This is a genomic window from Micromonospora sp. NPDC004540, assembly GCF_040610095.1.
Classification (GTDB): domain Bacteria; phylum Actinomycetota; class Actinomycetes; order Mycobacteriales; family Micromonosporaceae; genus Micromonospora.
In genome coordinates, this window is record NZ_JBEXLR010000022.1 from 48,281 (window position 1) to 72,936 (window position 24,656).

Here is a 24,656-nt window from a genome sequence, read left to right on the forward strand (position 1 = left end):
TTCTCACGCCCCGATGACCTGCTGGAACTTGGTCTCGTACTCCTTCTCCCGCTTCTCGTCCAGGGCCATGAAGACCTTGGACTTCGACAGCATCGCGTCGTCCGGGAAGATGAGAGTGTTGGCGGCCAGGTCCGGGTCGATCTTCTCCATCTCGGCCTGCGCGCCCTTGACCGGGCAGATGTAGTTGACGTACGCGGCGAGCTGCGCGGCGACCGCCGGGTCGTAGTAGTAGTTGATCAGCTCTTCGGCGTTCGCCTTGTGGGTGGCCTTGTTCGGCACGAGCATGTTGTCCGACCAGAGCATCACGCCCGACTCGGGCACGACGAACTTGATCTTCTCGTCCTCGAAGCCGAGCTGGATCACGTCGCCGGACCAGCCGATGCACGCGGCGATGTCACCCTTGGCCAGGTCGGGGGCGTAGTCGTTGCCGGTGAACTTGCGGATCTGCTTGGAGTCCACGGCCTTCTTCAGCTTGTTCAGCGCGTCGTCGAACTGCGCCGTGGTGAAGTTCGCCGGGTCGTGCCCGTTGGACTGGAGCAGCAGGCCCATGGTGTCCCGCATCTCCGACAGCGCCGTCACCTTGCCCTTCAGGTCGGGCCGGGTGAGCAGCTCGTCGACGGTGCGGATCTCGTTGGCCACCTTGGCGTTGTACGCGAGCCCGGCCAGGCCGGACTGCCACGGGATGGCGAGCTGGTTGTCGCCGTCGAAGGAGCGGTTGCGCAGGGAGGGCAGCAGGTTCGCCTCGACGTTGGGCAGCTTCGCCTTGTCCAGCTTCTGGATCCAGCCGAGCCGGATCATCCGGGCCGCCATCCAGTCGGTGAGGACCATGATGTCGCGCCCGGTGGTCTGGCAGCCGGCGAGCTGGTTCTGCACCTTGCCGAAGAACTCGTTGTTGTCGTTGACGTCCTCGGTGTACGTCACCTGGATCCCGGACTTCTTCACGAACGCGTCCAGGGTGGGGCGCTTGGACTCGTCCTTCTCGTCCACGTCCATGTATTGCGGCCAGTTCGAGAAGGCCAGCTTCTTCTCGGTGGCGGAGAGGTCTTCGCTCTTGCAACCGGCCTCGGTCTGCTGCGCGCCCTTGGTGCCGCAGCCGGCCAGCGTGCCCGCCGTGGCGAGCAGGGCGGCCGAGCCGAGGGTCCCGGTGAGCAGACCACGCCGGGTGAGGTGCCGGAGGGGACTACGCATGTGACGACTCCTAGGGGGGTCATCGTCGGCGGCGGGACGGGGGTGGCGCGCCGGCGGGAGGGTCAGTGGCGATGGACGACTGATCCTGACATGAGGTGACCTTCCTTACAAGGGATTCCGTTGCGGGAATAGCCAAGGACCACGAAATACGCCAGACTGCGCCGGGGCACTACGCTCAGCACAAGGATCCGGACATGGGGAGCGGACGATGGCCAACCGGCAACTGGAGAACGGCAACGGCAGCCGTCGGGTGACCGTACGCGAAGGTGCCAGTCACGCTCTGCTCGACGACGTTGCCAAGCAGATCATCGAGCAGCTCCAGGAGGACGGGCGTCGCCCGTACGCGACGATCGGCAAGGCGGTCGGCCTCTCCGAAGCGGCGGTGCGCCAGCGGGTGCAGCGCCTGCTCGACGCCGGGGTCATGCAGATCGTGGCGGTGACCGACCCGCTCCAGCTCGGCTTCCCCCGCCAGGCCATGATCGGCCTGCGGACCGACGGCGACCTGGAGAGCGTGGCCGACCGGCTCGCCGAGTTCGAGGAGATCGACTACGTGGTGATCACCGCCGGGTCGTTCGACCTGCTGGCCGAGGTGGTCTGCCGCAACGACGAGCACCTGCTGGAGATCCTCCAGAGGCTGCGCGGGGTGCCGGGCGTGGTCTCCACCGAGGCGTTCGTCTACCTCAAGCTGCGCAAGCAGACCTACAGCTGGGGCACGGCCTGATACGGATTCCGTTGCGGCGACAAACGCCGCTCGCTGAATCCGTTGTCATTCGCCCCAGACACTTGCGTTATCAACACCGGCTGTGCGATAACCGTGGGCAGAGCGGCCGGTGTCACCCCTGACCGGCCCGAGACCCGATGGGGCTGACATGGCCAACGCCACCGACCACCTCTGGATGCACTTCACCCGGATGGCCAGCTACTCCGCCGGCGAGGTACCCACGATCGTGCGCGGCGAGGGCGCGTACGTCTGGGACTCGCAGGGCCGCCGCTACCTGGACGGGCTCGCCGGGCTCTTCGTCGTCAACGCCGGCCACGGCCGGACCGAACTCGCCGAGGCGGCCGCCAAGCAGGCCGGCGAACTGGCCTACTTCCCCCTCTGGTCGTACGCCCATCCGAAGGCCGTCGAGCTGGCCGAGAAGGTCGCGGCGCTGGCCCCCGGCGACCTGAACCGGGTCTTCTTCACCACCGGCGGCTCCGAGGCCGTCGAGGCGGCGTGGAAGTTGGCCCGGGCCTACTTCAAGCGCACCGGCCAGCCCAACAAGTACAAGGTGGTCAGCCGGTACATCGCGTACCACGGCACCTCGATGGGCGCGCTGTCGATCACCGGCCTGCCCGGCATCAAGAGCGACTTCGAGCCGCTGGTGCCCGGCGGCATCAAGGTGCCGAACACCAACTTCTACCGGGCCCCCGAACACGGCGACGACCCCGAGGCGTTCGGCCGCTGGGCTGCCGAGGAGATCGGCCGCGCCATCGAGCGGGAAGGGCCGGACACCGTCGCCGCGGTCTTCCTGGAGCCGGTGCAGAACTCCGGCGGCTGCTTCCCGCCGCCGCCCGGCTACTTCGAGCGGGTCCGGGAGATCTGCGACGCGTACGACGTGCTGCTCGTCAGCGACGAGGTGATCTGCTCGTGGGGCCGGCTCGGCGAGTACTTCGGCGCCGTCCGCTACGGCTACCAGCCCGACATCATCACCACCGCCAAGGGCATCACCTCCGGCTACGCCCCGCTCGGCGCGATGATCGCCAGCGAGCGGCTCATGGAGCCGTTCCTCACCGAGACCGGCATGTTCGCCCACGGCGTGACCTTCGGCGGCCACCCGGTCTCCTGCGCGGTCGCCCTGGCCAACCTGGAGGTCTTCGCCCGTGAGGACCTCGTCGGGCACGTCCGGGCCAACGAGGGCGCCTTCCGGTCCACCCTGGAGAAGCTCAACGACCTGCCGATCGTCGGCGAGGTCCGGGGCGACGGCTACTTCTACGGCATCGAACTGGTCAAGGACAAGACCACCCGGGAGACCTTCGACGAGGCCGAGTCGGAGCGGCTGCTGCGCGGCTTCCTCTCCACCGCGCTCTTCCAGGCCGGGCTCTACTGCCGCGCCGACGACCGGGGCGACCCCGTGATCCAGCTCGCGCCGCCGCTGATCGCCCAGCAGCAGCAGTTCGACGAGATCGAGCAGATCCTGCGCGCCGTGCTGACCGAGGCATGGTCGCGCCTCTGACCGGCGGCCCGGACGGGGCCGGTTCTCGGGACACCGGGGACCGGCCCCGCGCCGTCGGGAGCACCGACCGGACCCGGGTACGCCGGCTGCCCGACCTGGCCGTCCACGACCGGGCGACGCTGCACGCCGTGCTCGACGCCGGCCGGGTCGCCCATCTGGCCGTCGTCGACGGCGACCAGCCGTACGCGCTGCCGGTGGCGTACGCCCGGGACGGGGAGCGGGTGCTGGTGCACGGCTCCACCGGCAGCCGGCTGTTCCGGCACCTGGCCGCCGGCGCGCCGGCCTGCCTCACCGTCACCCTGCTCGACGGCCTGGTGCTGGCCCGCAGCGCCTTCGAGTCCTCGATGAACTACCGCTGCGCCATGGTGCTCGGCACCCTCGCCGCGCTCACCGGCGAGGCGAAGCTGGCCGCCCTGCACCGCCTCTCCGAGCACCTGCTCCCCGGCCGCTGGGCGGAGATCCGGCCGCCCTCGGCGAAGGAACTGGCCGCCACGCTGGTGCTCGCCCTGCCGCTGGACGAGTGCTCGGTGAAGGTCGGCGCCGGCCCGCCCGACGATCCCGAGGACGACCTCGACCGGCCGGTCTGGGCCGGGGTGGTGCCGGTCGTCGAGGCGTACGGGATCCCGCAGCCCGACCCACGGCTGCGCCACGACCTGCCCCCACCGGAGTGGTGATGCGCTACCAGGACCTGTCGTACTGGCTGTCCAGCCTGGACCAGCCGCTGACCCCGCGCCCCGGCCTGCCCGGCGACACCGACGCCGACGTGGTGATCGTGGGCGCCGGCTACACCGGGCTGTGGACGGCCTACTACCTCGCCGCGGCCGACCCGTCGCTGCGGATCGTCGTGCTGGAGAAGGAGATCGCCGGCTACGGCGCCTCCGGGCGCAACGGCGGCTGGTGCTCGGCGCTCTTCCCCACCTCGTTGCCGGCGCTGGCCCGCCGGCACGGCCGGGACCGGGCGCTCGCCATGCAGCGGGCCATGCACGAGACCGTCCGCGAGGTCGGCCGGGTGGTCGCCGCCGAGGGCATCGACTGCGACTGGCGGGCCGGCGGCACGGTGGTGCTGGCCCGCACCGAGGTGCAGCTCGGCCGGGCCCGGGCCGCCGTCGCCGAGGCCCGCGAGCATGGGCTCGCCGACGCCGACCTGGTGCTGCTCGACGCGGCCGAGGCCGCCGCGCGCTGCCACGCCGACGGGGTACGCGGCGGCACGTACACCCCGCACTGCGCCGCCGTGCACCCGGCGAAGTTGGTCCGCGGCCTGGCCGCGGCGGTGGAGCGCCGGGGCGTACGCGTCTTCGAGCGGACCCCGGTCACCGCGCTGCGGCCCGGGGCGGCGGTGACCCCGGCCGGGGTGGTCCGCGCGCCGGTGGTGGTCCGGGCGACCGAGGGCTTCACCCCCGCGCTGCCCGGCCAGCGGCGGGCCGTGGCACCGGTCTACTCGCTGATGGTGGCCACCGCGCCGCTGCCCGAGGCGACCTGGGCGGAGATCGGGCTGGCCGAGCGGGAGACCTTCTCCGACTACCGGCACGTCATCATCTACGGCCAGCGCACCGCCGACGGCCGGCTCGCCTTCGGCGGGCGGGGCGCCCCCTACCACTACGGCTCCCGGGTCCGCCCGGACTTCGACCGGGAGCCCCGCGTCTTCGCGGCGCTGCGCCGGGTGCTCGGCGAACTCTTCCCGGTGCTCGGGCCCGAGGTGCCGGTGACGCACACCTGGGGCGGGCCGCTCGGCGTGGCCCGGGACTGGGCCGCCTCGGTGGGGCTGGACCGGTCGACCGGTCTCGCCTGGGCGGGCGGCTACGTGGGCGACGGCGTCGGCACCAGCAACCTGGCCGGCCGTACCCTGGCCGACCTGATCCGGGGCGAGGGGACCGACCTGACCGCTCTGCCCTGGGTCAACCACCGCTCCCCCAGATGGGAGCCCGAGCCCCTACGCTGGCTCGCCGTCAACGCCGGCCTCAAGGTCATGTTCTCCGCCGACGAGGCGGAACTGCGGACCAACCGCCCCTCCCGCCGAGCCGCCGCCTTCTCCCACCTCCTGGGCCACTGACCACCCGGCCCGGCCACCCCCGCCCCGTTGATCATGAAGTTAGCGGCACTCAGAGAGGTCAAGAACGCCGCCAACCTCATGATCAACCGGGCCTTGGGCGCGCAAAACTCTTGATCACGCCGGTGGGCGCGGTGGGTCAGTGGTTCGGGGGGATGACGCGGAGGTGGCCGCGGCGGCCCTGTTGGTGGGTCTGGGGGGCCGGGTGGTCGTCGTCCGCCGGGGGGCGCGGGGGCGCGGGGCGGGCGGCCTCGCGGACGGCTTCGGCCAGGGCGACCAGGTCGTCGGTGGTGGGCGGCGGCGGCTCGAACTCGCCCTCGTGGCGCACCACGTCCCAGCCGCGCGGCGCGGTCAGGTTGCGGGCGTGCGGCTCGCACAGGTCGTACGTGTGCGGTTCGGCGAACGCGGCGAGGGGGCCCACCACGGCGGTGGACTCGTTGTAGACATAGGTCAATGTGGCGACCGCTTGCCGGGGGCAGCCGTTACGGGAGCAGCGCCGTGGTGACCTCACGGCGGCAGGGTATCCCCATTACCGGGTGCGGCGCACCGCTTCGCGTTGCGACACGCCCGTCATGGTGATCACAATTCGTCCGATCGGCGCGTCGGCGCGCCGGGCCGGCGGCGCGACGGCGGGCGGCCCGGGTCCGGGGGCTACCCTGTGCGTCATGACGAGCCCGGAAAACCGCCGCCCCGGCTCCGGCCGGCGCACCCACCGCGACCGCCACGGGCGGGGGCTGCGGGGGCGGCTGGTGCCGGCCACCGTGCCGCTGGCCCGTACCAAGGCCGAGGTCTTCGACGACCTGGTGCTGGACACGGTGGAGACGCTCGAGCGCCGCTTCGCCAAGGAACTGGCCGGGGTCGAGTTCGCCGTCGAGGACGTCCCGCCGGACCTGAACGTCTACGACTCGGACGTGCTGGAGGACGGCGAGGTCCCGCTCGCCCGGCTGCTGCCGGGGCGCCCGGGCCGCCAGGAGGTGCCGCCGCGGATCGTGCTCTACCGGCGGCCGCTGGAGTTCCGGGCCATGGACCGCGAGGACCTCGCGGACCTCGTGCACGACGTGATCATCGAGCAGGTGGCGAACCTGCTCGGGGTCGACCCCGACGAACTGGCCTGAGCCGCCGCCGGGCTCACCGCCGCGCGCCGCCGCCGCGTCCCGGCCGGCCCCCGCCGGCCGGGTCGTCGGCCCCGGACCCGGGCGGCCCCCACCGCCCCGGTCCGGTACGCGCGTCAGGCGGCGACCCGCCGCTTGAGCTTGCGCCGCTCCCGCTCGGAGAGCCCGCCCCAGATCCCGAACCGCTCGTCGTGGCCGAGCGCGTATTCGAGACACTCCGTCTTCACTTCACACCGCGAGCAGATGCGCTTCGCCTCGCGGGTCGAGCCGCCCTTCTCGGGAAAGAACGCCTCCGGGTCGGTCTGCGAGCACAGCGCCCGCTCCTGCCACTCCGGCGCGTTTCCGAGCAGGTCGGCCACCTCGAGCTGGCCGTCCATCCGTTGCCTCCTTGTCGCGCACCGGCGTCATCGCCGCTGCAACCCCCCACGCGAAAGGCGTGCTTGTTCGTCCGGTCACAATTTGTTGCGTTCCGCGCGAACAACCCCATTCAAATTACACGCGTGTAATGCGTGCGCCGTCAAGCCAAACTTGATAATGGAGTCGCCCTCCCGACACGTTCCGGGCGGACCGTCGCGGCCGCCCGACCCTCGCAACCTGCCCTATCGATTCAGACCCCGGACGAGTAACGCCCTCCCCGGCGAGTTGCCCCAAGTTTTTCTGCCGTGGCGCACCGGTGTGGACACTGCCGGCGGCCCCCGGTGGAGGCTTCCGGCGGGCCGTATCCGGGCGGCCGTCGTGACACCGTCCAAGATCAGCATTTTGGTGGGGCAAAGGTTAACCCGGCCGCAGCAGTACCGCCCCTCGAGGCCGCAGACGCCGACCGCGCCCCGCCCAACATGTGGACGAGGCGCGACGGCACGGCGGGCCGGGCGGTCAGCCCGCTCCCGGCGGTGAGCTGGCCGGCCAGACGAATTCGGCGATCGCTCCGCCGGTGACGGAAATCGCTCCGGCCGGCGTCCGTTCATCCCACCAGACGGTATAGAGACCGGCCGGCAGATCCGGGTAGACGGCGCTGTGGAAAACCCCGTCGCGGACGTGCCGCTCGCGTACGGCGGAGTGGGTGCGGGTGTCGTCCCGGTCGGCGCGACTGATCTCGATCTCCCGGCCGTGCAGGTCACGTCCGGTGTGGATGATCAGCGCGCCGGAGTCGCCGCCCAGATCGAGCACGACGCTGCCGCTCTGCGAGGGCCCGAGCGTGTGGTGGTCCATGCCGCCCTCAGGACTTCGCCGCCGGCGGGTTGTTGAACCCGTCGTACGGTGTGCCGAGGAACGGGAAGTCCCCGAGGAAGGGCGCCGTCACGTCGGCGGCGCTCAGCCCCGGGGTGACCGCGGCCGCCGCCGCGTCCGGCTTGAACGTCTTGTCGACCAGCGGCACGGTCACCCCGGCGATCGCCCGCAGCGCGATGCTCACCACGTCGTCGCCGACCCGCCGGCCGTTCGGGAAGCCCGCCAGGTCGCCGCCGAGCACCCCGAACCGGTCCGGCTTGGGGCTGGGCCGGATCGCCGTGTTCAGCCGCAGCATGTCGGCCTGCACGTCGCCGGTGGTGTTGGCGAAGCCGTCGATCAGCCCGGCCGGTACGCCGGTGAGCAGGATCGCGACCAGGTCGGTCCGCGGCTTCTTCGACTTGTTCAGCGCGTCGAGGCTGGGGAACACGCCCGGATAGAGCGCGGGCAGCAGCGCGGCCAGCTCGGGGTGCTCGACGAACTGGGCGAACCGCTTGTCCTCCGCGGGCGGCAGCGTGTTCCACAGGTCCTTCTTGGACATCGGCACGACGACCTCGTTGAACAGCGGGTTGCCCAGCCGGGAGACCTGGGTGAAGGGGCCGGCGGCGGTGTCCGCGGCCACCCGGTCGCCGAGCACCCGGACCTGCTGCCGGGAGGCGGACGTCCAGACGCCGATGGTGGCTGCCCGGTCGGCGTAGCCGTACCGGCTGGCCTTGCGGCGGACCTTGCCGAGCGGGACCTGCACGGCGATGCTGTGCACGTTCAGCCGGTCCAGCGCGTTGACCGGCTCGCCCTCGGTCTTGAACAGCTTCTTTCCGGCCACGTGCAACTGCTGGAAGGGGCGCAGCGTACCGAGGTCGAAGACGGCGCCCAGGTCGACGAAGAAGCCGTCGGCCCGCTGGCCGGCGAAGACCTTCTCCCCGGTCGACAGCCGGAACGTCGCCTGCCGCACCAGGTCGGCGTACTTCGGCGTGGACAGGGGCCCGACGTTGCACGGCGGGCAGGGCAGCTTGTGCGCCAGCACGTGCTCCCGGCCGTCGGCCACCCGGGTCAGCCGGTAGAACTGCCGCCGATTCCAGTTCCTGCTGTCCAGCGACTCGATCGGCCCGGTGTTGTAAAGAAAGCTGTTCGGATTCGTGATCTCGGTGGTGAATTCGAAACGATAGGTGACATCGGGATAACCGTCGCCGTCGTTGTCGATGTGAATCTCGTACCGGACGTCGTCGCCGAACTCGAAGAAGTTGGGGCCGCCGGAGGGGAGTTGCACCGGCACGTAGTTGGCGATCAAGGTGACCGTGTCGGGTCGGCTCGGGCTGACGAACGCGTACAGGTCGGAGCTGTCGGCGACCGGATCCTTGGCTATCTCCGGGGCCTCGCGGTGAGAGGACATGGCGGACCACACCTTCGTCGGGGGTAGCGGAAGTCGGGACCGGCGCCGGGAGCCCGCGCCGGGAGGGACCGCGCCGGTGGCGCGGGGAGGGTCAGCGCCGGCCGGCGGCGCGGACCAGGCGGTCGGCCAGGCCGCGGTCGCGTACCTGGATCCGGGTCGTGCCGACGAAGACGTCCAGCGCGCCGGAGGCCGCATCGCGCACGTGCACCACGATCGGCTCGTCGCGCCGGCCCGCCGAGGGGGCGTTCTGCGCGGCGGACAGGCCCGGCACCGTGAGGGCGGCGGCGCCCAGGGTGGCGCTCGCGGCGGCCGTCAACGTCTGCCGGCGGGTCAGTCGCGGCCAGGGCCGCCGCTTCGGCTCATCAGTGGTCATGGGCAACCTTTCCGGGCCGGCGCCGCAGCGCCCACGGTGGACCGGGACCCGGACGTCGCCGGGTGCCCCGGGCTTGGGGCGCCGGCGGCGGTCCTCGCCGAAACCGCCGCCGGCATCCATCGGTACGGCCGGCGGCGGGGAAAGGTTCGACGCTACGCGCCGGCGTGACCGTACGCGGTCGTCCGCTTGCGGACCGGCCGGCCCGCCGCCGCCGCGATCGCCCGGAGCTGCTCCTCGGTCCGGGCCGAGCCGTTGCCCGAGCCGGCCATCCGCGAGATGGTCTCCTCCATCAGGGTGCCGCCCAGGTCGTTGCAGCCACCCTGGAGCATCGCCACCGTGCCGGCGTCGCCGAGCTTCACCCAGGAGCACTGGATGTTGGCGATCCGGCCGTGCAGCAGCAGCCGCGCCATCGCGTGCACGACCCGGTTCTCCCGCCAGGTCGGGCCGGGCCGGGCGATGCCGGCCAGGTAGATCGGCGCGTTCGTGTGCACGAAGGGCAGCGCCACGAACTCGGTGAAGCCACCGGTGCGGTCCTGCACGCCGGCCAGCACCCGGAAGTGGGCCAGCCACTGGCCGGGGTGGTCGACGTGGCCGTACATCATCGTGGAGCTGGACCGGATGCCCAGCTCGTGGGCCGTGCTCACCACCTCGACCCAGGCGGCGGCCGGCAGCTTGCCCTTGGTGAGCACCCAGCGCACCTCGTCGTCGAGGATCTCCGCGGCGGTGCCCGGGATGGTGTCCAGGCCGGCCTCGCGGAGCTGGAGCAGCCACTCCTTCACCGGCACGCCCGCCTTCGCCGCGGCGGTGACGATCTCCATCGGGGAGAAGGCGTGCACGTGCATCCCCGGCACCCGCGCCTTGATCGCCCGGACGATGTCGGCGTAGCCGGTGACCGGCAGCTTCGGGTCGATGCCGCCCTGGAGGCAGACCTCGGTGGCGCCGGCCGCCCACGCCTCCTCGGCGCGGTCGGCGACCTGTCCCAGGGAGAGCCGGAACGCGTCGGCGTCGCTCTCCCGCTGGGCGAAGGCGCAGAACCGGCAGCCCACGTAGCAGACGTTGGTGAAGTTGATGTTGCGGTTGACCACGTACGTGACGTCGTCGCCGACCGCGTCCCGGCGCACGTCGTCGGCGATCCGGCACAGCTCCTCCAGCGCCGGCCCGTCCGCGCCGAACAGCGCCAGCGCCTTCGCCTCGTGCGCCGGTTCGAGCAGCGCGGCCGGGTCGTCGGCGGCCAGCCGCAGGCCGGCGCGCAGGTCGGGATCGCTCGCCACCGCCGCCGGGACGGTGACCTTCGCGGCCACCTCCGACCAGTCGCCGTAGACGTCGTCGAAGTCGCCCCGCCGGTCCCGGGTCCGCCCGGTGGTGTCGATGGTGACGTGCAGGTCGGTCCGCCCACCGAACACCTCCTCCGGCTCCTGCCAGGGCCGGCCGACCGGGCGGGCCGCCTCGACGGCGAGCCCGGTCGCCGGGTCGGCGAGGGCGGTGACGTGCGGCAGCAGGCGCGGGTCGAGCCACGGGTCGCCGGCCCGGACGTACTCCGGGTAGACGGTCAGCCGCTCGCGCAGGGTGAAGCCGGCCTGCCCGGTACGCCGGGCCAGCTCGTCCAGGTGCGGCCAGGGGCGCTCCGGGTTGACGTGGTCCGGGGTGACCGGCGAGACGCCACCCCAGTCGTCGATGCCGGCGCGCAGCAGCAGGTCGTACTCGCCCTCGATGAGGTTCGGCGGGGCCTGGATCCGCGCCTTCGGGCCGAGCAGCACCCGGGCCACCGCCACCGTGGCGGCCAGGTCGTGCAACTCCGCGTCCGGCATGCCCCGCATGGCGGTGTCCGGCTTGGCGCGGAAGTTCTGCACGATCACCTCCTGGAGGTGGCCGTACTCCCGGTGCGCCCGCCGAATGGCGAAGAGCGCGTCGACCCGCTCGGCCAGGGTCTCCCCGATGCCGATCAGCAGGCCGGTGGTGAACGGCACGCCGACCCGGCCGGCGTCGTCGAGCACCCGCAGCCGCACCGCCGGCTCCTTGTCCGGCGAGCCGTAGTGCGGGCCGCCCGGCTCGGACCAGAGCCGGGTCGCCGTGGTCTCCAGCATCATGCCCATGCTCGGCGCGACCGGCTTGAGCCGTTGCAACTCCGACCAGGACAGCACGCCCGGGTTGAGGTGCGGCAGCAGGCCGGTTTCCTCCAGCACCGCCACGGCGCAGGCGCGCAGGTAGTCGAGGGTGGAGTCGTAGCCCCGCTCGTCCAGCCACCGCCGGGCGGCCGGCCAGCGCTCCTCGGGGCGGTCGCCGAGGGTGAACAGCGCCTCCTTGCAGCCCTGCGCCGCGCCCTCCCGGGCGATGGCGAGGACCTCGTCCTTCTCCAGGTAGGCCGCCGGCAGCCGGTGCGGCACCGTGGCGAAGGTGCAGTAGTGGCACCGGTCCCGGCAGAGCCGGGTCAGCGGGATGAACACCTTCTTGGAGAAGGTGATGACGCCCGGGCGGCCGGCCTCCCGCAGCCCGGCGTCGCGGATCTCGCCGGCGACCCGGAGCAACTCGTCCAGCGCCGCGCCGCGCGCGGTGAGCAGCGCGCTCGCCTCGGCCACGTCCAGGGCCCGGCCGGTGGCGGCCCGGCCCAGCGCCCGCCGGACGCTCGCCTCGGTCGGGGCGGGATCGCTGCGATCAACCATCCGCCCAGCCTATGTGCTGCGCGGCGCGGGACCGCCCGCCCCCGGCCAGGAGACGGGGGCGGGCGGCATCAGAGATGGCTCAGCGCGGGTAGTTCGGGTCGTCCCGGTCGAAGCGCTGGGTGCGGTCGGCGTCCGGCGGGGCCGGCTGGCCCGGGTCGGCCGGCTGGCGCGGGATGGCCTGCGTCGGGTCGGCCGACGGCGGCTGGCCGAACGGCGGCGCCGGGTGCGGGCCGCCGCCGTACGGGGGCGCGGACTGCGGACCGCCGAAGGGCGGGCCCGACTGCGGCGTGCCGAACGGCGGGCTCGACTGCGGGGCGTGCGGCGGGGCGGCGTTGAACGGCGGCGCGGACTGTGGCGGGCCGTACGCGCCGGGCTGCGGGTAGCCGCCCGGCTGCTGCGGGCCGCCGGCCTGCGGGTAGCCGCCCGGGGCGGGGTAGCCGCCGGGCTGGCCCGGAACCGGGCCGGGCTGCTGCGGCCAGCCGGGCTGCGCCTGGCCGTAGACGCCGGGCTGCGGCTTCGGCTTCGGTACGTAGTAGAGGGTGCGCCAGACCTTGAAGACCACGAACGCGGCGAGCGCGAAGACGGCCAGCCAGGCCACCCGGGTGAGCAGGCCGAGGAAGGCGTCCAGCACCTCGCCGTCGGCGAGCCGGCCGACCAGCCAGATCAGCAGGGTCAGCGCGCCGAAGAACGCGGAGACCGCGTACTCGACGAGCGCCACCTGGGTGATCAGTTTCGCCTTCGGCAGCACCGGGCGGACGTGGGTGGCGAGCAGCACGGCCAGCACCGGCAGGAGGGTCGACTCCAGGCCGACGAAGGCGAAGAAGCTGCTCCCGGCCCGGCCGCTGAACGTGCTGTAGTCGTCGGCCGGCACCAGCAGGCGCAGCAGGCCGACGAAGAGCAGCACGGCGGTCGCGCCGAGCAGGACGAGCGCGGCCAGTTCGCGCAGCGGCTTGGTCAACTGGCTGGCCTGCGTGGTGTCGCCGGACGCGGGCTCGGCGGGGCTGGTCACGGACTCCCCCTGGGGACGAAAACGGACAGTTGCCGACGTGAGCGTAGTCTCCCCGGCCACCGGGCGATCGACGGGCGCGCGTGCGGAAAGATGGACGTCATGCGCATCGTGGTTCTGACTGGCGGGATCGGAGGCGCCCGGTTCCTGCTCGGCGTCCGGGCGTACGCCCGGGAGGTGGGGGCCGAGGTGACCGCCGTGGTCAACGTCGGCGACGATCTGCTGCTGCACGGGCTGAAGGTCTGCCCCGACCTGGACAGCGTGATGTACACGCTGGGCGGGGGCGCCGACCCGGAGCGGGGCTGGGGCCGGGTGGGCGAGACCTGGACGGTCAAGTCCGAGCTGGCCGCGTACGGCGCCGAGCCGGCCTGGTTCGGGCTGGGCGACAAGGACCTCGCCACCCACCTGGTGCGCACCACCATGCTCAACGCCGGCTACCCGCTGTCGCAGGTCACCGAGGCGCTGGCCACCCGTTGGCAGCCCGGCGTACGCCTGCTGCCGGCCACCGACGACCGGCTGGAGACGCATGTCGTGGTCGATCTGGACGGTGGCCAGCGGGCGATCCACTTCCAGGAGTGGTGGGTGCGCCACCGGGCTGACCTTCCGACGCACCGGTTCGTCTTCGTCGGCGCGGAGGCGGCCAAGCCGGCGCCCGGGGTGCTGGAGGCCATCCGCGCCGCCGACGTGGTGCTCGTGGCGCCCAGCAACCCGGTGGTGAGCGTCGCCCCGATCCTGGCCGTGCCGGGCCTGCGCGACGCGATCGCCGACGGGCCGGCCCCGGTCATCGGGGTATCGCCGATCATCGGCGGCGCGCCGGTCCGCGGCATGGCCGACCGGTGCCTGTCCGTGCTCGGCGTCGAGTGCAGCGCGGCCGGGGTGGGCGGCCTCTACGGCGGCCGGTCGGCCGGCGGCCTGCTCGACGGCTGGCTGGTCGCGCCCGAGGACGAGGGCATCCGAGTGCCGGACGTGACCGTGCGCGCGGCGCCGCTGCGGATGGCCGACGAGGCGGCGACGGTGGCGATGGTCCGGGCCGCGTTGGAGCTGATGTGAGGCTGGAGATCCTGCCGGTGCTCGGCATCGGCGACGTGACCGAGGGCGACGACCTGGCGGCGCTGATCGCCACCGCCGCGCCCTGGCTGCGCGACGGCGACGTGCTGGTGGTGACCAGCAAGATCGTGTCGAAGGCGGAGGGCCGCCTGGTCGACGTGCCGGCCGACGGGCCCGAGCGGCTCGCCGCCCGGGACGAGGTGCTGGCCGGGGAGACCGCCCGGGTGGTGGCCTCCCGCGGCGCTACCCGGATCGTGCAGACCCACCACGGGTTCGTGATGGCCTCCGCCGGCATCGACGCGTCCAATGTGGACAAGACCCGGCTGGTGCTGCTGCCCAAGGACCCGGACGCCTCCGCCCGCGCGCTGCGGGCCGCGCTGCGTGAGCGGTACGACCTCGACGTCGCGGTCATCGTCAGCGACACCATGGGCCGGCCGTGGCGCAACGGGCTCACCGACGTGGCGCTCGGGGTGGCCGGGATGCCGGCGATCCGCGACCACCGGGGCGAGATCGACCCCTACGGCAACGAACTCCAGCTCACCCAGATGGCCGTGGTGGACGAGCTGGCCGGCGCCGGCGAGCTGATCAAGGGCAAGTGCGACCAGGTGCCGGTCGCGGTGATCCGCGGCTACCTGGGCGGGACCCGGGACGACGACGAGGGCGCCCGGGCGCTGGTCCGGGACGCGTCGCTGGACCTCTTCTCCCTCGGCACCACCGAAGCGCGCGCCGCCGGCCTGCGGGAGGCGGCAACCCTGGCCGACGGCCCCGGCCCGGACCCGGCCGACCCGGCCGCCGTCGACCGGGCGATCGCGGCCGTCGCCGGGGTGGTCGCGCCCGGCACCGTCTTCACCCACGTCACCGACCCGGAGGTACGCGCCGGGCTGGCCGCCGCCGTGCCCGGCTGGCCGGCGCCGGCCACCGGCCTGGTCCTCGGCGCGCCACCGGCCCCGGTCGACCCGGCGGACCTGGTCCGGTTCGGCGCCGACCTGCAACGGCTGCGCACCGCGCTGGCGGCCGAGGGCGTCCCGTCGGCCCTGCTCCCCCCACCCCCGGGCAGCACCGCCAGCGCCACCCTCGCCGTCTGACCCACCCGCTCGGGCGTCAGGCGTCGAGGACGGCCCGGCCGAGCGGGGTCAGGGTGTGCAGGACGGTGTTGCGGTCCCGCTGGCTGACCAGCAGCCCGGCGTTGCGCAGCACGGTCGTGTGCTGGCTCGCCGCGGCGGCGGAGATGCGCAGCCGGCGGGCCACCTCGCCGGTGGTGCAACCCTCGTCGGCGGCCTCCAGCACGGCCGCCCGGGTCCGGCCGAGCAGGGCGGCCAGCGCCTCCCGCTGCGCGGCGTCGGCGTCCCGGCGGGCGCCGGCGCCCGGCTCGGGCAAGAGGCCGCCGAGCCGGTCGACGGGATAGACCAGCACCGGCGGCAGGCTCGGGTCGAGGAGCGCGACCGGGGTGCGCGCGCAGAAGAACGAGGGGACCAGCAGCAGCCCCCGGCCGTCGAGGTGCAGTTCCCGACTGTCCGGGTAGTCGAGGACCTCCAGCACGCCGTCGGCCCAACGCATGTTGGGCCGGAGGCTGGCCAGCAGCCCTTCGGCGCCGCCGTCGAGCATGGCCCGGGCGCGGCGGGCCCGGTCCGCCTCCACGGCGGCCTGGATCCGCGACCAGTACGGGGTGACGGCCAGCGACTGGTAGCGGACCATCGAGTCGGTCAGGTGGCGCAGCACCTCCGGCTCGCCGCGGGCCAGCGCGCTGGCCGACGACGGCAGCGCGTTCTCCTCGGCGAGCAGGGTCAGGTCCCGCCGGAGCAGGCCGACCGGGGTGCCCCGGACCGCCTCCAGCCCGGCCTCCAGGCCGTCCTTGCTGGCGTACGGGGTGAGGAAGTCGGGGAAGTAGCCGCGGGGCGGGTTGAGGGCCAGCAGCAGCCGGTAGCGTTCGGCGGCGCTGTCCGTCCGCAGCCCGTGGGCCACGGTGCGTCGCCACTCGGTCAGCAGCGGGTCACGCCCGCGCCCTTGGAGCAGGTGCAGGCTGAGGACCAGTTCCCAGACCGGGTCCGCGGCGGGGGCCACCCTGGTCCGCAGGATGTCCTCGCGGGAGAAAATGACCTTCAGCATGGAGCTCTCCCGGGCGGACAGAGGGAGTGCCCGCCACCCTGAGCACTGTACCTGCCGGCACTTATCTCCATCTTTAAGCGTGGGCTGAAAGACGTCGACGGTGCGGGGCCGGGTTGGGCACACTTCCCTTGCCCACCGTTGCCGGGACGCGGCAGCGCCGACCCCGGTCGTCGGTCAGCGGGCGCGCCGGTCGGCCGGACGGCACCACGAGGGTCTGCGGCTGTTCTCCGTAGAGGTGTCGTCCGGCGACCGCTCAGCCGAGCCAGAGCGCCACCCGGTGGTCCTCGTCGGTGACGTAGTAGCAGCCCCCGTCCAGCTCGGCCAGCCCCTCCACGTGGTGGAACGGCGCCAGCTCGGCCACCAGCTTCCCCGCCACCCGGGCGTCCGGGCCGACGTCATGCCGGAACCGGACGTGCCGCGAGGTCACCGCGCCGCCGTGCGGGTGGTCCGCCAGCAGCACCGACCCCTTGCCGACCGCGTCGATCGAGCCGATCACCGCTGCGTAGCCGCCGTCCGGCGTCGGCGCGACGGCCCGGAAGCCGGTGAGCGCGCCCGCCGGGGTCACCCCGGTCAGGGCGTACGCCCCGACGGCGCGCGGCCAACCGGGATCGGCGGCGAACATGTCCGCGACCCCGGCCAGCTCGACCAGGATCGGCTCGCCCTCGGCGGTGACCGGGAAGCGCAGCCCGAGCAGCACCGTCCCGGCCGGGGTGAAGGCGGCCGCCTCGACGTTGAGCGGCAGGTCGTCCGCGGCCAGCCGGCTCACCCAGCTCTTCGCCCGGGCGGTGCCCCGGGCCAGCGTCTCCACGATGAACCGCTGCCGCACCTGGTCCCCCGGCGGCAGCGGGGTCAACGGCGCGGCGGCGAGCGCGTCGTTGACCGCCCGGTGCAGCCGGAAGCGGTTGCGCACCACGTGCAGGGGCAGCGTCCCGTGTGCCGCGTCGTCCTCCCGGAACCGGGCGACGAACGCCCGGCGGGGGCGCAGCGGGCCGGCCTTGGAGCCGAAGTGGGAGCCGAAGACGTACACCCAGCCGTCGTGGTGGGCGAGCGCCTCGCCGTCCTCGGTGCGGCCGTTCTCCCGCCCGGCGTCGGCGGCCACGTGGTGTGCCACCCACTCGCCGTCCGTGCGCTCCAGCAGCAGGGCCAGGCACTGTTCCACCGGGCCCTCGTCGAGGACGGTCCAGAATCCTCGGCGGGCACCGTGGGCGCGCAGCAGGGCCGGGGAGCGGACGGGCAGCAGGTCGCTGGCCTCGTTGCCGGCCACGACGAACTCGACGAGTCGCAGGGTCACCCGGCCAGGGTACGGAGGGCGCGCCCGTACAGTGGCGGGGTGCCGGACACCGAGACGTACGCCGACCTGCACGCCGACGCCACCGCGCTGCTGCGCCGCTGGACGGCGACCAGCCCGGCGGCCGCCGCGAACCGGGACCGGACGCTGGCGCTGCTCGCCGCCGGGCCGGTGGCGATGAGCCGGGCGCACCGGCCCGGGCACGTCACGGCCAGCGCGCTGGTGCTCGACCCGACCGGCGCCCGGGTCCTGCTCTGCCTGCACGGCAAGTTCCGCAAGTGGGTGCAGCTCGGCGGGCACTGCGAGCCCGGCGACCGGACCCTGGCGGCCGCCGCGCTGCGCGAGGCCACCGAGGAGTCCGGGATCGCCGGCCTGGTCGTCGACCCGACGCCGATCGACGTGGACGTCCACCCGGTGGCCTGCCAGGGCGGCTCGCTGCACTACGACGTGCGGTTCGCCGTGCTGGCCCCGGCCGGGGCGACCGAGCGGGTCAGCGCCGAGTCCGAGGCGCTGGGCTGGTTCCCGCCGGACGGGCTGCCCGAGCCGCTGGCCGACGGGACCGTGCAGCTGGTGGCCCCGGCGCTGGCAACGCTGGCCCGGCGGGTCACCGGCTGACCCGGCGCACGTCAGACCAGCCCCTCCTCGCCGCGCTCCTTGAGCTCGTCGACGACCTTCTTCACGTCCTGCGCCCGGTCGCGCGGGCAGACCAGCAGGGCGTCCGGGGTGTCCACCACGATCAGGTCGTGGACGCCGATCGCGGTCACGAGCCGGCCGGACTGCGGCACCACCACGAGGCCGCTGGTGTCCCGCAGCAGCACGCCCGGCTTGGCGTCGCCGCCCAGCACCACGTTGCCGGCGGCGTCGGCGGGAAGCACCTCGCCGAGGGTGTGGAAGTCGCCGACGTCGTTCCAGCCGAAGTCGCCCGGGACGGTCGCCACCCGGCCGGCGGTCGCCGCCCCCTCCATCACCGCGTAGTCGACGGAGATCTTCGGCAGGGTCGGCCAGACCGTGCCGAGGACGTCGTCCTGCTCGGGGGTGCCCCACGCCGCCGCGATCGCGGTGATCCCCGCGTGCAGGGCCGGCTGCTGCCGGGCCAGCTCGGCCAGGAAGACGTCCACCCGCCAGACGAACATGCTGGCGTTCCAGAGGTGCCGGCCGGAGCGGACGTAGCCCTCCGCCACCTCGGCGGCCGGCTTCTCCTTGAACTCGATGACCGGGCGCAGCGGGCCGTCGCCCACCGGCTCGCCGGTCTCCAGGTAGCCGTAGCCGGTCTCCGGCCGGGTGGGGGTGATGCCCACGGTCATCAGCGAACCCTGCTCGGCGCCGCGGATCGCCTGCCGGACCACCTCGGCCCAGCGCGCCGGGTCACCGATGAGGTGGTCGGCGGCGAACGAGCCCATCACGGCCGCCGGCTCGCGTTCGGCGATCACCGCCGCGGCCAGCGCGATCGCCGCGCAGGAGTCCCGTGGCGAGGGCTCGACCAGGATGTTCTCCTCCGGCACGCCCGCCAGTTGCCGGGCCACCGCCGCGACGTGCGCGGCCCCGGTGACCACCAACGTGCGCTCGGGCGTGGTCAGCGGCGACAGCCGGTCGACGGTCGCCTGGAGCAGCGAGGCCGGGGTGCCGGTCAGCGGGTGGAGGAACTTGGGGTGGCCGGCACGGGACAGCGGCCACAACCTCGTGCCACTGCCACCCGCCGGGATGACGGCGTAGAACATCAGCACATCATGCCCGAACCGTCGTGCTACAGGCTCGGTGTCGGGCGTACCCGCAGGTGACACTCAGGAGCGCGCCCGGCTCCACGCGGCGATGTGCACCTCCGCGCTGGACTCCCAGGTGAACTCCTTGGCCCGGTCGAAGCCGGCCTTGGCCAGGGAGAGCCGGCGCTGCTCGTCGTCGAGCAGAGCGGTCAGGTCGGTGGCGATCTGGTCCGGGTCCTCGCTGGTGTAGGCCACGGCGTCGCCGCCCACCTCGGGCAGGGAGAGCCGCGGGGTGGTGAGCACCGGCGCGGCGCACGCCATGGCCTCCAGGATGGGCAGGCCGAAGCCCTCGCCGTAGGACGGGTAGGCGGCGACCAGCGCGCCACCGAGGAAGCCGGGCAGGTCGGCGTAGCGCAGGTAGCCCGGGCGGAGCAGCCGCAGGTGCGACGGCACCTCGGCCACCGCGCGGTCGATGTCGTCGTCGTGCCCCTGGCCGCCGGCGATGACCAGCGCGGGCGGGTTCTCCCGGTCGGCCACCGCGCGGGCCCAGCCGCGGATGAGGTTGGGCACGTTCTTGCGCGGCTCCTTGGCCCCGAGGAACGCGACGTAGCTGCTGCTGCCCAGCCCGAGGCGGGCCCGGACCCGGGCCTTCTCCTCCTCGCTCGGCGCGTGGAAGGCGGCCTGGTCGACCCCGTGGTAGGCCACGTCGATCCGGGTCGGGTCGGCGTCCAGCAGGCGGATCAGCTCATCACGGGTGGCCTTGCTCGGCACGATCACCCGGTCGGCCCGGCGCAGCGAGGTCTTGATCGCGCTGCGGAAGAAGGTGCGGCGGGACTTGTCGTAGTGCTCCGGCTCGGTGAAGAAGGTCGCGTCGTGCACGGTGACCGTGACCGGGCAGCCGGCCCGCAGCGGGCAGGTGTAGAAGGGCGAGTGCAGCACCTCCGCGCCGACCTGCTGGGCCAGCAGCGGCAGGCCGGTCTGCTCCCAGGCGAGCCGGGCCGGGCGGTGGGCGACGGCCGCCGGGGCGGGGATCACCTCGGCGCCGGGCAGCATGCGGGTGTAGCGCTCCAGGTCGGTGCGGAGGCTCACCACGGCCAGGTCGACGCCGGAGCCGCAGACCCGGCCGAGGGCGCCGAGCAGGCCGTCGACGTATCTACCGACGCCGCCGCGATCGGCGGGGACACTCGTGGCGTCGATGAGCACGCGGGGCGGGCGGCCGGCGGTCACGGGGCGACTCCTCAGGCTGGCGCGTCTGTGGGGAACAACACTGTCGGCAAGCCTACGCCGGGCCGGGTGCCCGACGCTGACTGCGACCCGACGGTACGCCGTCTTGTCGTTGTCATCGAGTACGCGTCCCGGGCGCGTATCGTTCGCGCCGATGGCCGACAACATTGCCCGGGTGTTCGCCGACGCGATCGCGACCGACCCCGCCCGCCCGCTGCTGACCTGGTACGACGACGCCACCGGCGAGCGCACCGAACTCTCCGGCGCAACGCTGGCGAACTGGGTGGCCAAGACGGCCAACCTGCTCGTCGACGAGGTCGCGCTCGCCCCCGGCGACACGGCCGCGGTGCTGCTGCCGCCGCACTGGCAGACCGCCGCCGTGCTGCTCGGCTGCTGGTCGGCGAAGCTGACGGTGGCCGAGGCCCCGGGCGACGTGGACGTGCTCTTCGCCGCCGCCGGCCGGGTCGACGAGGCGGCCGCCTGGTCGGCCGGCGAGCGCTACGCGCTGGCCCTCGACCCGTTCGCGCTGCCGATGCGGCAGGTGCCGGCCGGCTTCACCGACTTCGTCTCGGCGGTACGCGGTCACGGCGACCACCACACCCCGTACCCGGGGGCGGGCGCGGAGGACGCGGCGCTGCTGGCCCGCGCGGAGGCCCGGGCCGCGGAGCTCTGCCTCACACCCGGCGACCGGCTGCTGGTCGACGTGACGCGGCACCCCGACCCGGTCGACTGGCTGCTGGCCCCGCTCACCGCCGGCACCACCCTGGTCGCCTGCGCCAACCTCGACCCGGCCCACCTCGACGCCCGCACGGCGACCGAGAAGGTCACCCGCGCCCTGACCTGACCGGGGTCAGGCGCGGGTCGGGTGGTCGGACTCGGCGCGACGCTGGGCGAAGGCGGCGAAGGCGGTCAGCGACTCCGGGTTGGCCAGGGCGCCCTTGGCCGCGGCGTTGTCCACCGGGGTGCCGGTGAGGATCTTCTTGACCGGCACCTCCAGCTTCTTCGCCGACAGGGTGCGCGGCACGGCCCGGACCTGGTGGATCTCGTCGGGGACGTGCCGCGGCGACAGCGCGGTCCGCAGCTCCCGGCAGATCTTCCTGCGCAGGTCGTCGTCCAGCTCCAGGCCCTCGGCGAGCACCACGAAGAGGAGCAGCTCGCCGGCCCCGCCCTCGTCGTCCTCCAGGTGCACCACGACCGAGTCGACCACCTCGTCGAGCCCCTCGACCACCGAGTAGAACTCGGCCGTGCCGAGCCGGACGCCGCCCCGGTTGAGAGTGGCGTCGGAGCGGCCGGTGATCACGCAGCCGCCACGCTCGTTGACGGTGATCCAGTCGCCGTGCCGCCAGACGCCCGGGTAGACCTCGAAGTACGCCTCCCGGTAGCGGGAGCCGTCGGGGTCGTTCCAGAAGCCGACCGGCATGCTCGGCATCGGCTCGGTGATCACCAGCTCGCCGAGCTGGCCGATCACCGGCGTGCCGTCGGCCGAGCGGGCCTCCACCTTCGCGCCGAGCGCCCGGCAGGTGATCTCCCCGGCGTGCACCGGCAGCAGCGGCACGCCGCCCACGAAGCCGGTGCAGACGTCCGTGCCGCCGGAGAGCGACTGGAGCTGGAGACGGTCGCCGACGTTCTCGTAGACCCAGGTGAAGCCCTCGGCGGGCAGCGGGGCGCCGGTCGAGCCGAGCCCGCGCAGCGCGGACAGGTCGGCGCCCTCCTTCGGGACCAGCCCGGCCTTGCGGCAGGCCAGCAGGAACGGGGCCGAGGTGCCGAAGTAGGTGGTGCCGGTCTCCGCCGCCAGCCGCCAGAGCGCGCCCAGGTCGGGGTGGCCCGGGTTGCCGTCGAAGAGCACGATCGCCGCGCCCACCGCCGGCCCGGAGACCAGGAAGTTCCACATCATCCAACCGGTGGTGGTGAACCAGAAGAACCGGTCGGCCGGGCCCAGGTCGTGGTGCAGGGCCAGCATCTTCAGGTGCTCCAGCAGGATGCCGCCGTGGCCGTGCACGATCGGCTTGGGCAGGCCGGTGGTGCCGGAGGAATAGAGCACGTAGAGCGGGTGGTCGACGGGCACCGGGGTGAAGACCAGCGGCTCGTCGGTCTCCGCCGCCAGCTCCGCCCAGGAGAGCGTGCCCTCGGGAGGCGCGCCGGCCGGGTCGAGGTACGCGATGCTGACGGTGTGCCGCAGCGACGGCAGGGCGGCCCGGATGGCCGCCACCTCGGCGCGCCGGTCGACCGGCTTGTCGCCGTAGCGGTAGCCGTCGACCGCCACCAGCACCGTAGGCTCGATCTGCTGCCAGCGGTCGGTGACGCTGCGGGTGCCGAACTCGGGCGCGCAGGAGGAGAAGATCGCGCCGAGGCTGGCGGTGGCGAGCAGCAGGACGTAGGTCTCCGGGATGTTCGGCGCGTACGCCGCCACCCGGTCGCCCTGCCCCACGCCGAGCCGGCGCAGGCCGGCTGCCACCCGGCGGACCCGGTCGCGCAACTGCGCGGCGGTCAGCGTCTCCGGCGCGCGGGTCTGCCCGTGCGCGATCACCACCGGGTCGTCGTCGCCGAGGCCGGGCATCCGCAGCACATTCTCGGCGTAGTTGAGGGTGGCGCCGGGGAACCAGCGGGTGCCCGGCATGGTGCGGTCGGTCAGCGTGGCGGTCGGCGGGGTGTGCGCGACCACCTCGAAGTAATCCCAGATCGACCGCCAGAAGGCGGCCAGGTCGGTCACCGACCACTGCCACAGCGCGTCGTAGTCGGCGAACTCCAGCCCCCGGTGCTCGGCCAGCCAGCGCAGGTAGTCGCCGACCCGGGACCGCTCACGCACGTCGGCCGGCGGCGTCCACAGCACGTCACCCACTGTTCCACCCTCCCTGAGGCCCCGTCACGACACTGTGCATGGGCCGTGGCGCCATCTTGCCCTACCTCGCGACGCCATTCTCCGCACCGGGTGCCGGTGACGGGGCGTGGCCGGCCCACACGCCCGGGCCACGGGTTGTGTGGGCCGGCCGCCGTCAGCCGGCCCGGTGGGCCTGGATCGCCCGGCGGCGGGCCAGCCGGTGGGCCCGGCGGATCTCCGCCTCCCGGTAGCGCCGCTCGTCCTCCGCCGTCTCCGGCAGCACCGGCCGGACCGGGCGCGGCGCGCCGCCCACGTCCACCCCCACGAAGACCAGGTACGCCGTGGCGACCCGGACCGGCTCGTCCTCGGCCGAGTCCCAGCGCTCGGCGACCACCTTCACCCCGACCTCCATCGAGGTGTTGCCGGTCCAGTTGACCTGGGCGTGCGCGTGCACCAGATCGCCCACCCGGACCGGTTCGGAGAAGACGATCTCGTCGATCGAGGCGGTCACCGCGGTGCCCCCGCTGTGCCGTGCCGCCGCCGCCCCGGCGACGTCGTCGACGAACTCCATCAGTACCCCACCGTGCACGGTCCCGTACAGATTGACATCGACAGCAGTCATGATGCGACTCAGCGTGACGCGCGAGTACGAGGTCGGCTTACCGGCCGGGCCGGAGGGGTGATCTGTCATGCCAGAAACGGTACGGTGCGCGGATGCGACATCTCTGGAGCTTCCTCGCCGGGTTGGTGGTGGCGCCCGTCACCTGGGTGCTCGTCACGCTCGGTCAGGACGGATCTGAGCGCACCGTGCACCGCTGGGTGGAGATCGGTACGTACAGCACGCCCAACCTGATCGAGCCGGCCGTCTACCTGGGCGTCGCCGGCATCCTGCTCGGCCTGCTCGGCACGCTGCGCTTCTCGCCACTCGGCCCGGCCGTGGCCGGGCTGCTGCTCGTGGTCCCCTACCTCGGGCTGTTCGTTGCGCCCTTCACCGTCCGGGACCGGATCCCCGAGAGCTGGAAGATGCTCGGGGACCCGCTGCCACTGCGCCAGCCGCTGGAGAACGGCACGCTGTTCCTGATCGGCGTGCTGCTGCTGATGGCCGTGTTCAGCGGCCACCGTTGGCGGCAGCGGCCGAACGGCGCTGCGGCCGAGGCGGAGCTCGAAGCTGACACGCTGATCTCGGAGGGCAGGTTCGGCGAGCCGCCAGTGCGGTGATGAGCCGGGAGTCGACGCGGCGTTTGCGTGGGACACGAA

At 73.5% G+C, this 24,656-nt stretch carries 23 protein-coding genes and 1 pseudogene; 10 read left to right on the top strand and 14 right to left on the bottom strand.

What is annotated here, in order from left to right:
* Positions 1–3 precede the first annotated feature (3 nt).
* On the bottom strand, positions 4–1,188 hold the full coding sequence (locus ABZV78_RS10750; protein ID WP_355637421.1) for a spermidine/putrescine ABC transporter substrate-binding protein: 1,185 nt from the start codon (positions 1,186–1,188) through the stop codon (positions 4–6).
* 208 nt (positions 1,189–1,396) lie between these two features.
* Here ABZV78_RS10750 and ABZV78_RS10755 point away from each other — a divergent pair, with 208 nt between their 5' ends.
* From ABZV78_RS10755 to ABZV78_RS10770, 4 genes are all read left to right on the top strand, one after another.
* A complete protein-coding gene (locus tag ABZV78_RS10755; RefSeq protein ID WP_355053906.1) occupies positions 1,397–1,909 on the top strand; it encodes an Lrp/AsnC family transcriptional regulator in 513 nt (170 codons plus the stop codon).
* Positions 1,910–2,057: 148 nt separating this feature from the next.
* On the top strand, positions 2,058–3,404 hold the full coding sequence (locus ABZV78_RS10760; RefSeq protein ID WP_355637423.1) for an aspartate aminotransferase family protein: 1,347 nt from the start codon (positions 2,058–2,060) through the stop codon (positions 3,402–3,404).
* On the top strand, positions 3,389–4,078 hold the full coding sequence (locus ABZV78_RS10765) for a pyridoxamine 5'-phosphate oxidase family protein (RefSeq protein ID WP_355637425.1): 690 nt from the start codon (positions 3,389–3,391) through the stop codon (positions 4,076–4,078). The genes ABZV78_RS10760 and ABZV78_RS10765 overlap by 16 nt, the downstream gene beginning before the upstream one ends.
* Positions 4,078–5,454 carry an FAD-dependent oxidoreductase gene (locus ABZV78_RS10770; protein ID WP_355637427.1) on the top strand — a complete coding sequence of 459 codons (1,377 nt, stop codon included), beginning with the start codon at positions 4,078–4,080 and terminating at the stop codon, positions 5,452–5,454. Before ABZV78_RS10765 ends, ABZV78_RS10770 begins: the two co-directional genes overlap by 1 nt.
* A 136-nt stretch (positions 5,455–5,590) precedes the next feature.
* Here the strand turns inward: ABZV78_RS10770 and ABZV78_RS10775 are convergent, their stop codons facing one another.
* Positions 5,591–5,962, bottom strand: a complete 372-nt coding sequence (locus ABZV78_RS10775) for a DUF3499 domain-containing protein (protein ID WP_355637429.1) — start codon at positions 5,960–5,962, stop codon at positions 5,591–5,593.
* Between the two features lie 154 nt (positions 5,963–6,116).
* On the opposite strand from ABZV78_RS10775, the gene ABZV78_RS10780 reads away from it, so the two are divergent.
* Entirely contained in the window at positions 6,117–6,566 is a 450-nt protein-coding gene (locus ABZV78_RS10780; protein ID WP_091260118.1) for a metallopeptidase family protein, read from the top strand.
* 113 nt (positions 6,567–6,679) lie between these two features.
* Here the strand turns inward: ABZV78_RS10780 and ABZV78_RS10785 are convergent, their stop codons facing one another.
* The 6 genes from ABZV78_RS10785 to ABZV78_RS10810 form a co-directional block, all read right to left on the bottom strand.
* Positions 6,680–6,940: a WhiB family transcriptional regulator gene (locus ABZV78_RS10785; RefSeq protein ID WP_013284161.1), complete on the bottom strand. Its 261-nt coding sequence runs from the start codon at positions 6,938–6,940 to the stop codon at positions 6,680–6,682.
* A gap of 496 nt (positions 6,941–7,436) precedes the next feature.
* Complete coding sequence (locus tag ABZV78_RS10790) at positions 7,437–7,772, bottom strand: phospholipase (protein WP_355637431.1); 336 nt, start codon at positions 7,770–7,772, stop codon at positions 7,437–7,439.
* Between the two features lie 7 nt (positions 7,773–7,779).
* Entirely contained in the window at positions 7,780–9,177 is a 1,398-nt protein-coding gene (locus ABZV78_RS10795; RefSeq protein WP_355637433.1) for a DUF4331 domain-containing protein, read from the bottom strand.
* Between the two features lie 91 nt (positions 9,178–9,268).
* Positions 9,269–9,550 carry a hypothetical protein gene (locus tag ABZV78_RS10800; protein WP_355637435.1) on the bottom strand — a complete coding sequence of 94 codons (282 nt, stop codon included), beginning with the start codon at positions 9,548–9,550 and terminating at the stop codon, positions 9,269–9,271.
* 152 nt (positions 9,551–9,702) lie between these two features.
* The gene (locus tag ABZV78_RS10805; protein WP_355637437.1) at positions 9,703–12,210 is read right to left on the bottom strand and encodes a bifunctional FO biosynthesis protein CofGH; all 2,508 of its coding nucleotides are present in this window, start codon (positions 12,208–12,210) and stop codon (positions 9,703–9,705) included.
* Positions 12,211–12,289: 79 nt separating this feature from the next.
* Entirely contained in the window at positions 12,290–13,219 is a 930-nt protein-coding gene (locus tag ABZV78_RS10810) for a hypothetical protein (protein ID WP_355637439.1), read from the bottom strand.
* A gap of 99 nt (positions 13,220–13,318) precedes the next feature.
* Between ABZV78_RS10810 and cofD the strand changes: the two genes are divergently transcribed.
* Both cofD and ABZV78_RS10820 read left to right on the top strand, forming a co-directional pair.
* Positions 13,319–14,266 (top strand): 2-phospho-L-lactate transferase, encoded by a 948-nt coding sequence (gene cofD / locus ABZV78_RS10815; RefSeq protein ID WP_355637441.1) that lies wholly within the window; start codon positions 13,319–13,321, stop codon positions 14,264–14,266.
* Positions 14,263–15,348, top strand: coding sequence for a coenzyme F420-0:L-glutamate ligase (locus ABZV78_RS10820; protein ID WP_355637443.1), 1,086 nt, complete (start codon positions 14,263–14,265; stop codon positions 15,346–15,348). Before cofD ends, ABZV78_RS10820 begins: the two co-directional genes overlap by 4 nt.
* 16 nt (positions 15,349–15,364) lie before the next feature.
* Here the strand turns inward: ABZV78_RS10820 and ABZV78_RS10825 are convergent, their stop codons facing one another.
* Both ABZV78_RS10825 and ABZV78_RS10830 read right to left on the bottom strand, forming a co-directional pair.
* A complete protein-coding gene (locus tag ABZV78_RS10825; RefSeq protein WP_355637445.1) occupies positions 15,365–16,369 on the bottom strand; it encodes a winged helix-turn-helix domain-containing protein in 1,005 nt (334 codons plus the stop codon).
* A gap of 253 nt (positions 16,370–16,622) precedes the next feature.
* Positions 16,623–17,660, bottom strand: a complete 1,038-nt coding sequence (locus ABZV78_RS10830; RefSeq protein ID WP_355637447.1) for a hypothetical protein — start codon at positions 17,658–17,660, stop codon at positions 16,623–16,625.
* A 39-nt stretch (positions 17,661–17,699) separates the two neighbouring features.
* Between ABZV78_RS10830 and ABZV78_RS10835 the strand changes: the two genes are divergently transcribed.
* Entirely contained in the window at positions 17,700–18,272 is a 573-nt protein-coding gene (locus tag ABZV78_RS10835) for an NUDIX hydrolase (protein WP_355637449.1), read from the top strand.
* An 11-nt stretch (positions 18,273–18,283) separates the two neighbouring features.
* On the opposite strand, the gene ABZV78_RS10840 is transcribed toward ABZV78_RS10835, so the two are convergent.
* Positions 18,284–19,375: a sugar phosphate nucleotidyltransferase gene (locus ABZV78_RS10840; RefSeq protein ID WP_355637451.1), complete on the bottom strand. Its 1,092-nt coding sequence runs from the start codon at positions 19,373–19,375 to the stop codon at positions 18,284–18,286.
* Positions 19,376–19,438: 63 nt separating this feature from the next.
* Entirely contained in the window at positions 19,439–20,584 is a 1,146-nt protein-coding gene (locus ABZV78_RS10845) for a glycosyltransferase family 1 protein (protein WP_154230059.1), read from the bottom strand.
* Positions 20,585–20,735: 151 nt separating this feature from the next.
* Between ABZV78_RS10845 and ABZV78_RS10850 the strand changes: the two genes are divergently transcribed.
* Entirely contained in the window at positions 20,736–21,425 is a 690-nt protein-coding gene (locus tag ABZV78_RS10850; RefSeq protein WP_355637453.1) for a TIGR03089 family protein, read from the top strand.
* Between the two features lie 6 nt (positions 21,426–21,431).
* Here the strand turns inward: ABZV78_RS10850 and ABZV78_RS10855 are convergent, their stop codons facing one another.
* Entirely contained in the window at positions 21,432–23,420 is a 1,989-nt protein-coding gene (locus ABZV78_RS10855) for an acetoacetate--CoA ligase (protein WP_355637455.1), read from the bottom strand.
* 154 nt (positions 23,421–23,574) lie between these two features.
* Positions 23,575–24,090 (bottom strand): acyl-CoA thioesterase, encoded by a 516-nt coding sequence (locus tag ABZV78_RS10860; RefSeq protein ID WP_355637457.1) that lies wholly within the window; start codon positions 24,088–24,090, stop codon positions 23,575–23,577.
* A gap of 23 nt (positions 24,091–24,113) precedes the next feature.
* Here ABZV78_RS10860 and ABZV78_RS10865 point away from each other — a divergent pair.
* A pseudogene (locus ABZV78_RS10865) lies at positions 24,114–24,536 on the top strand (hypothetical protein); the annotation flags it as partial.
* Between the last annotated feature and the right edge of the window lie 120 nt (positions 24,537–24,656).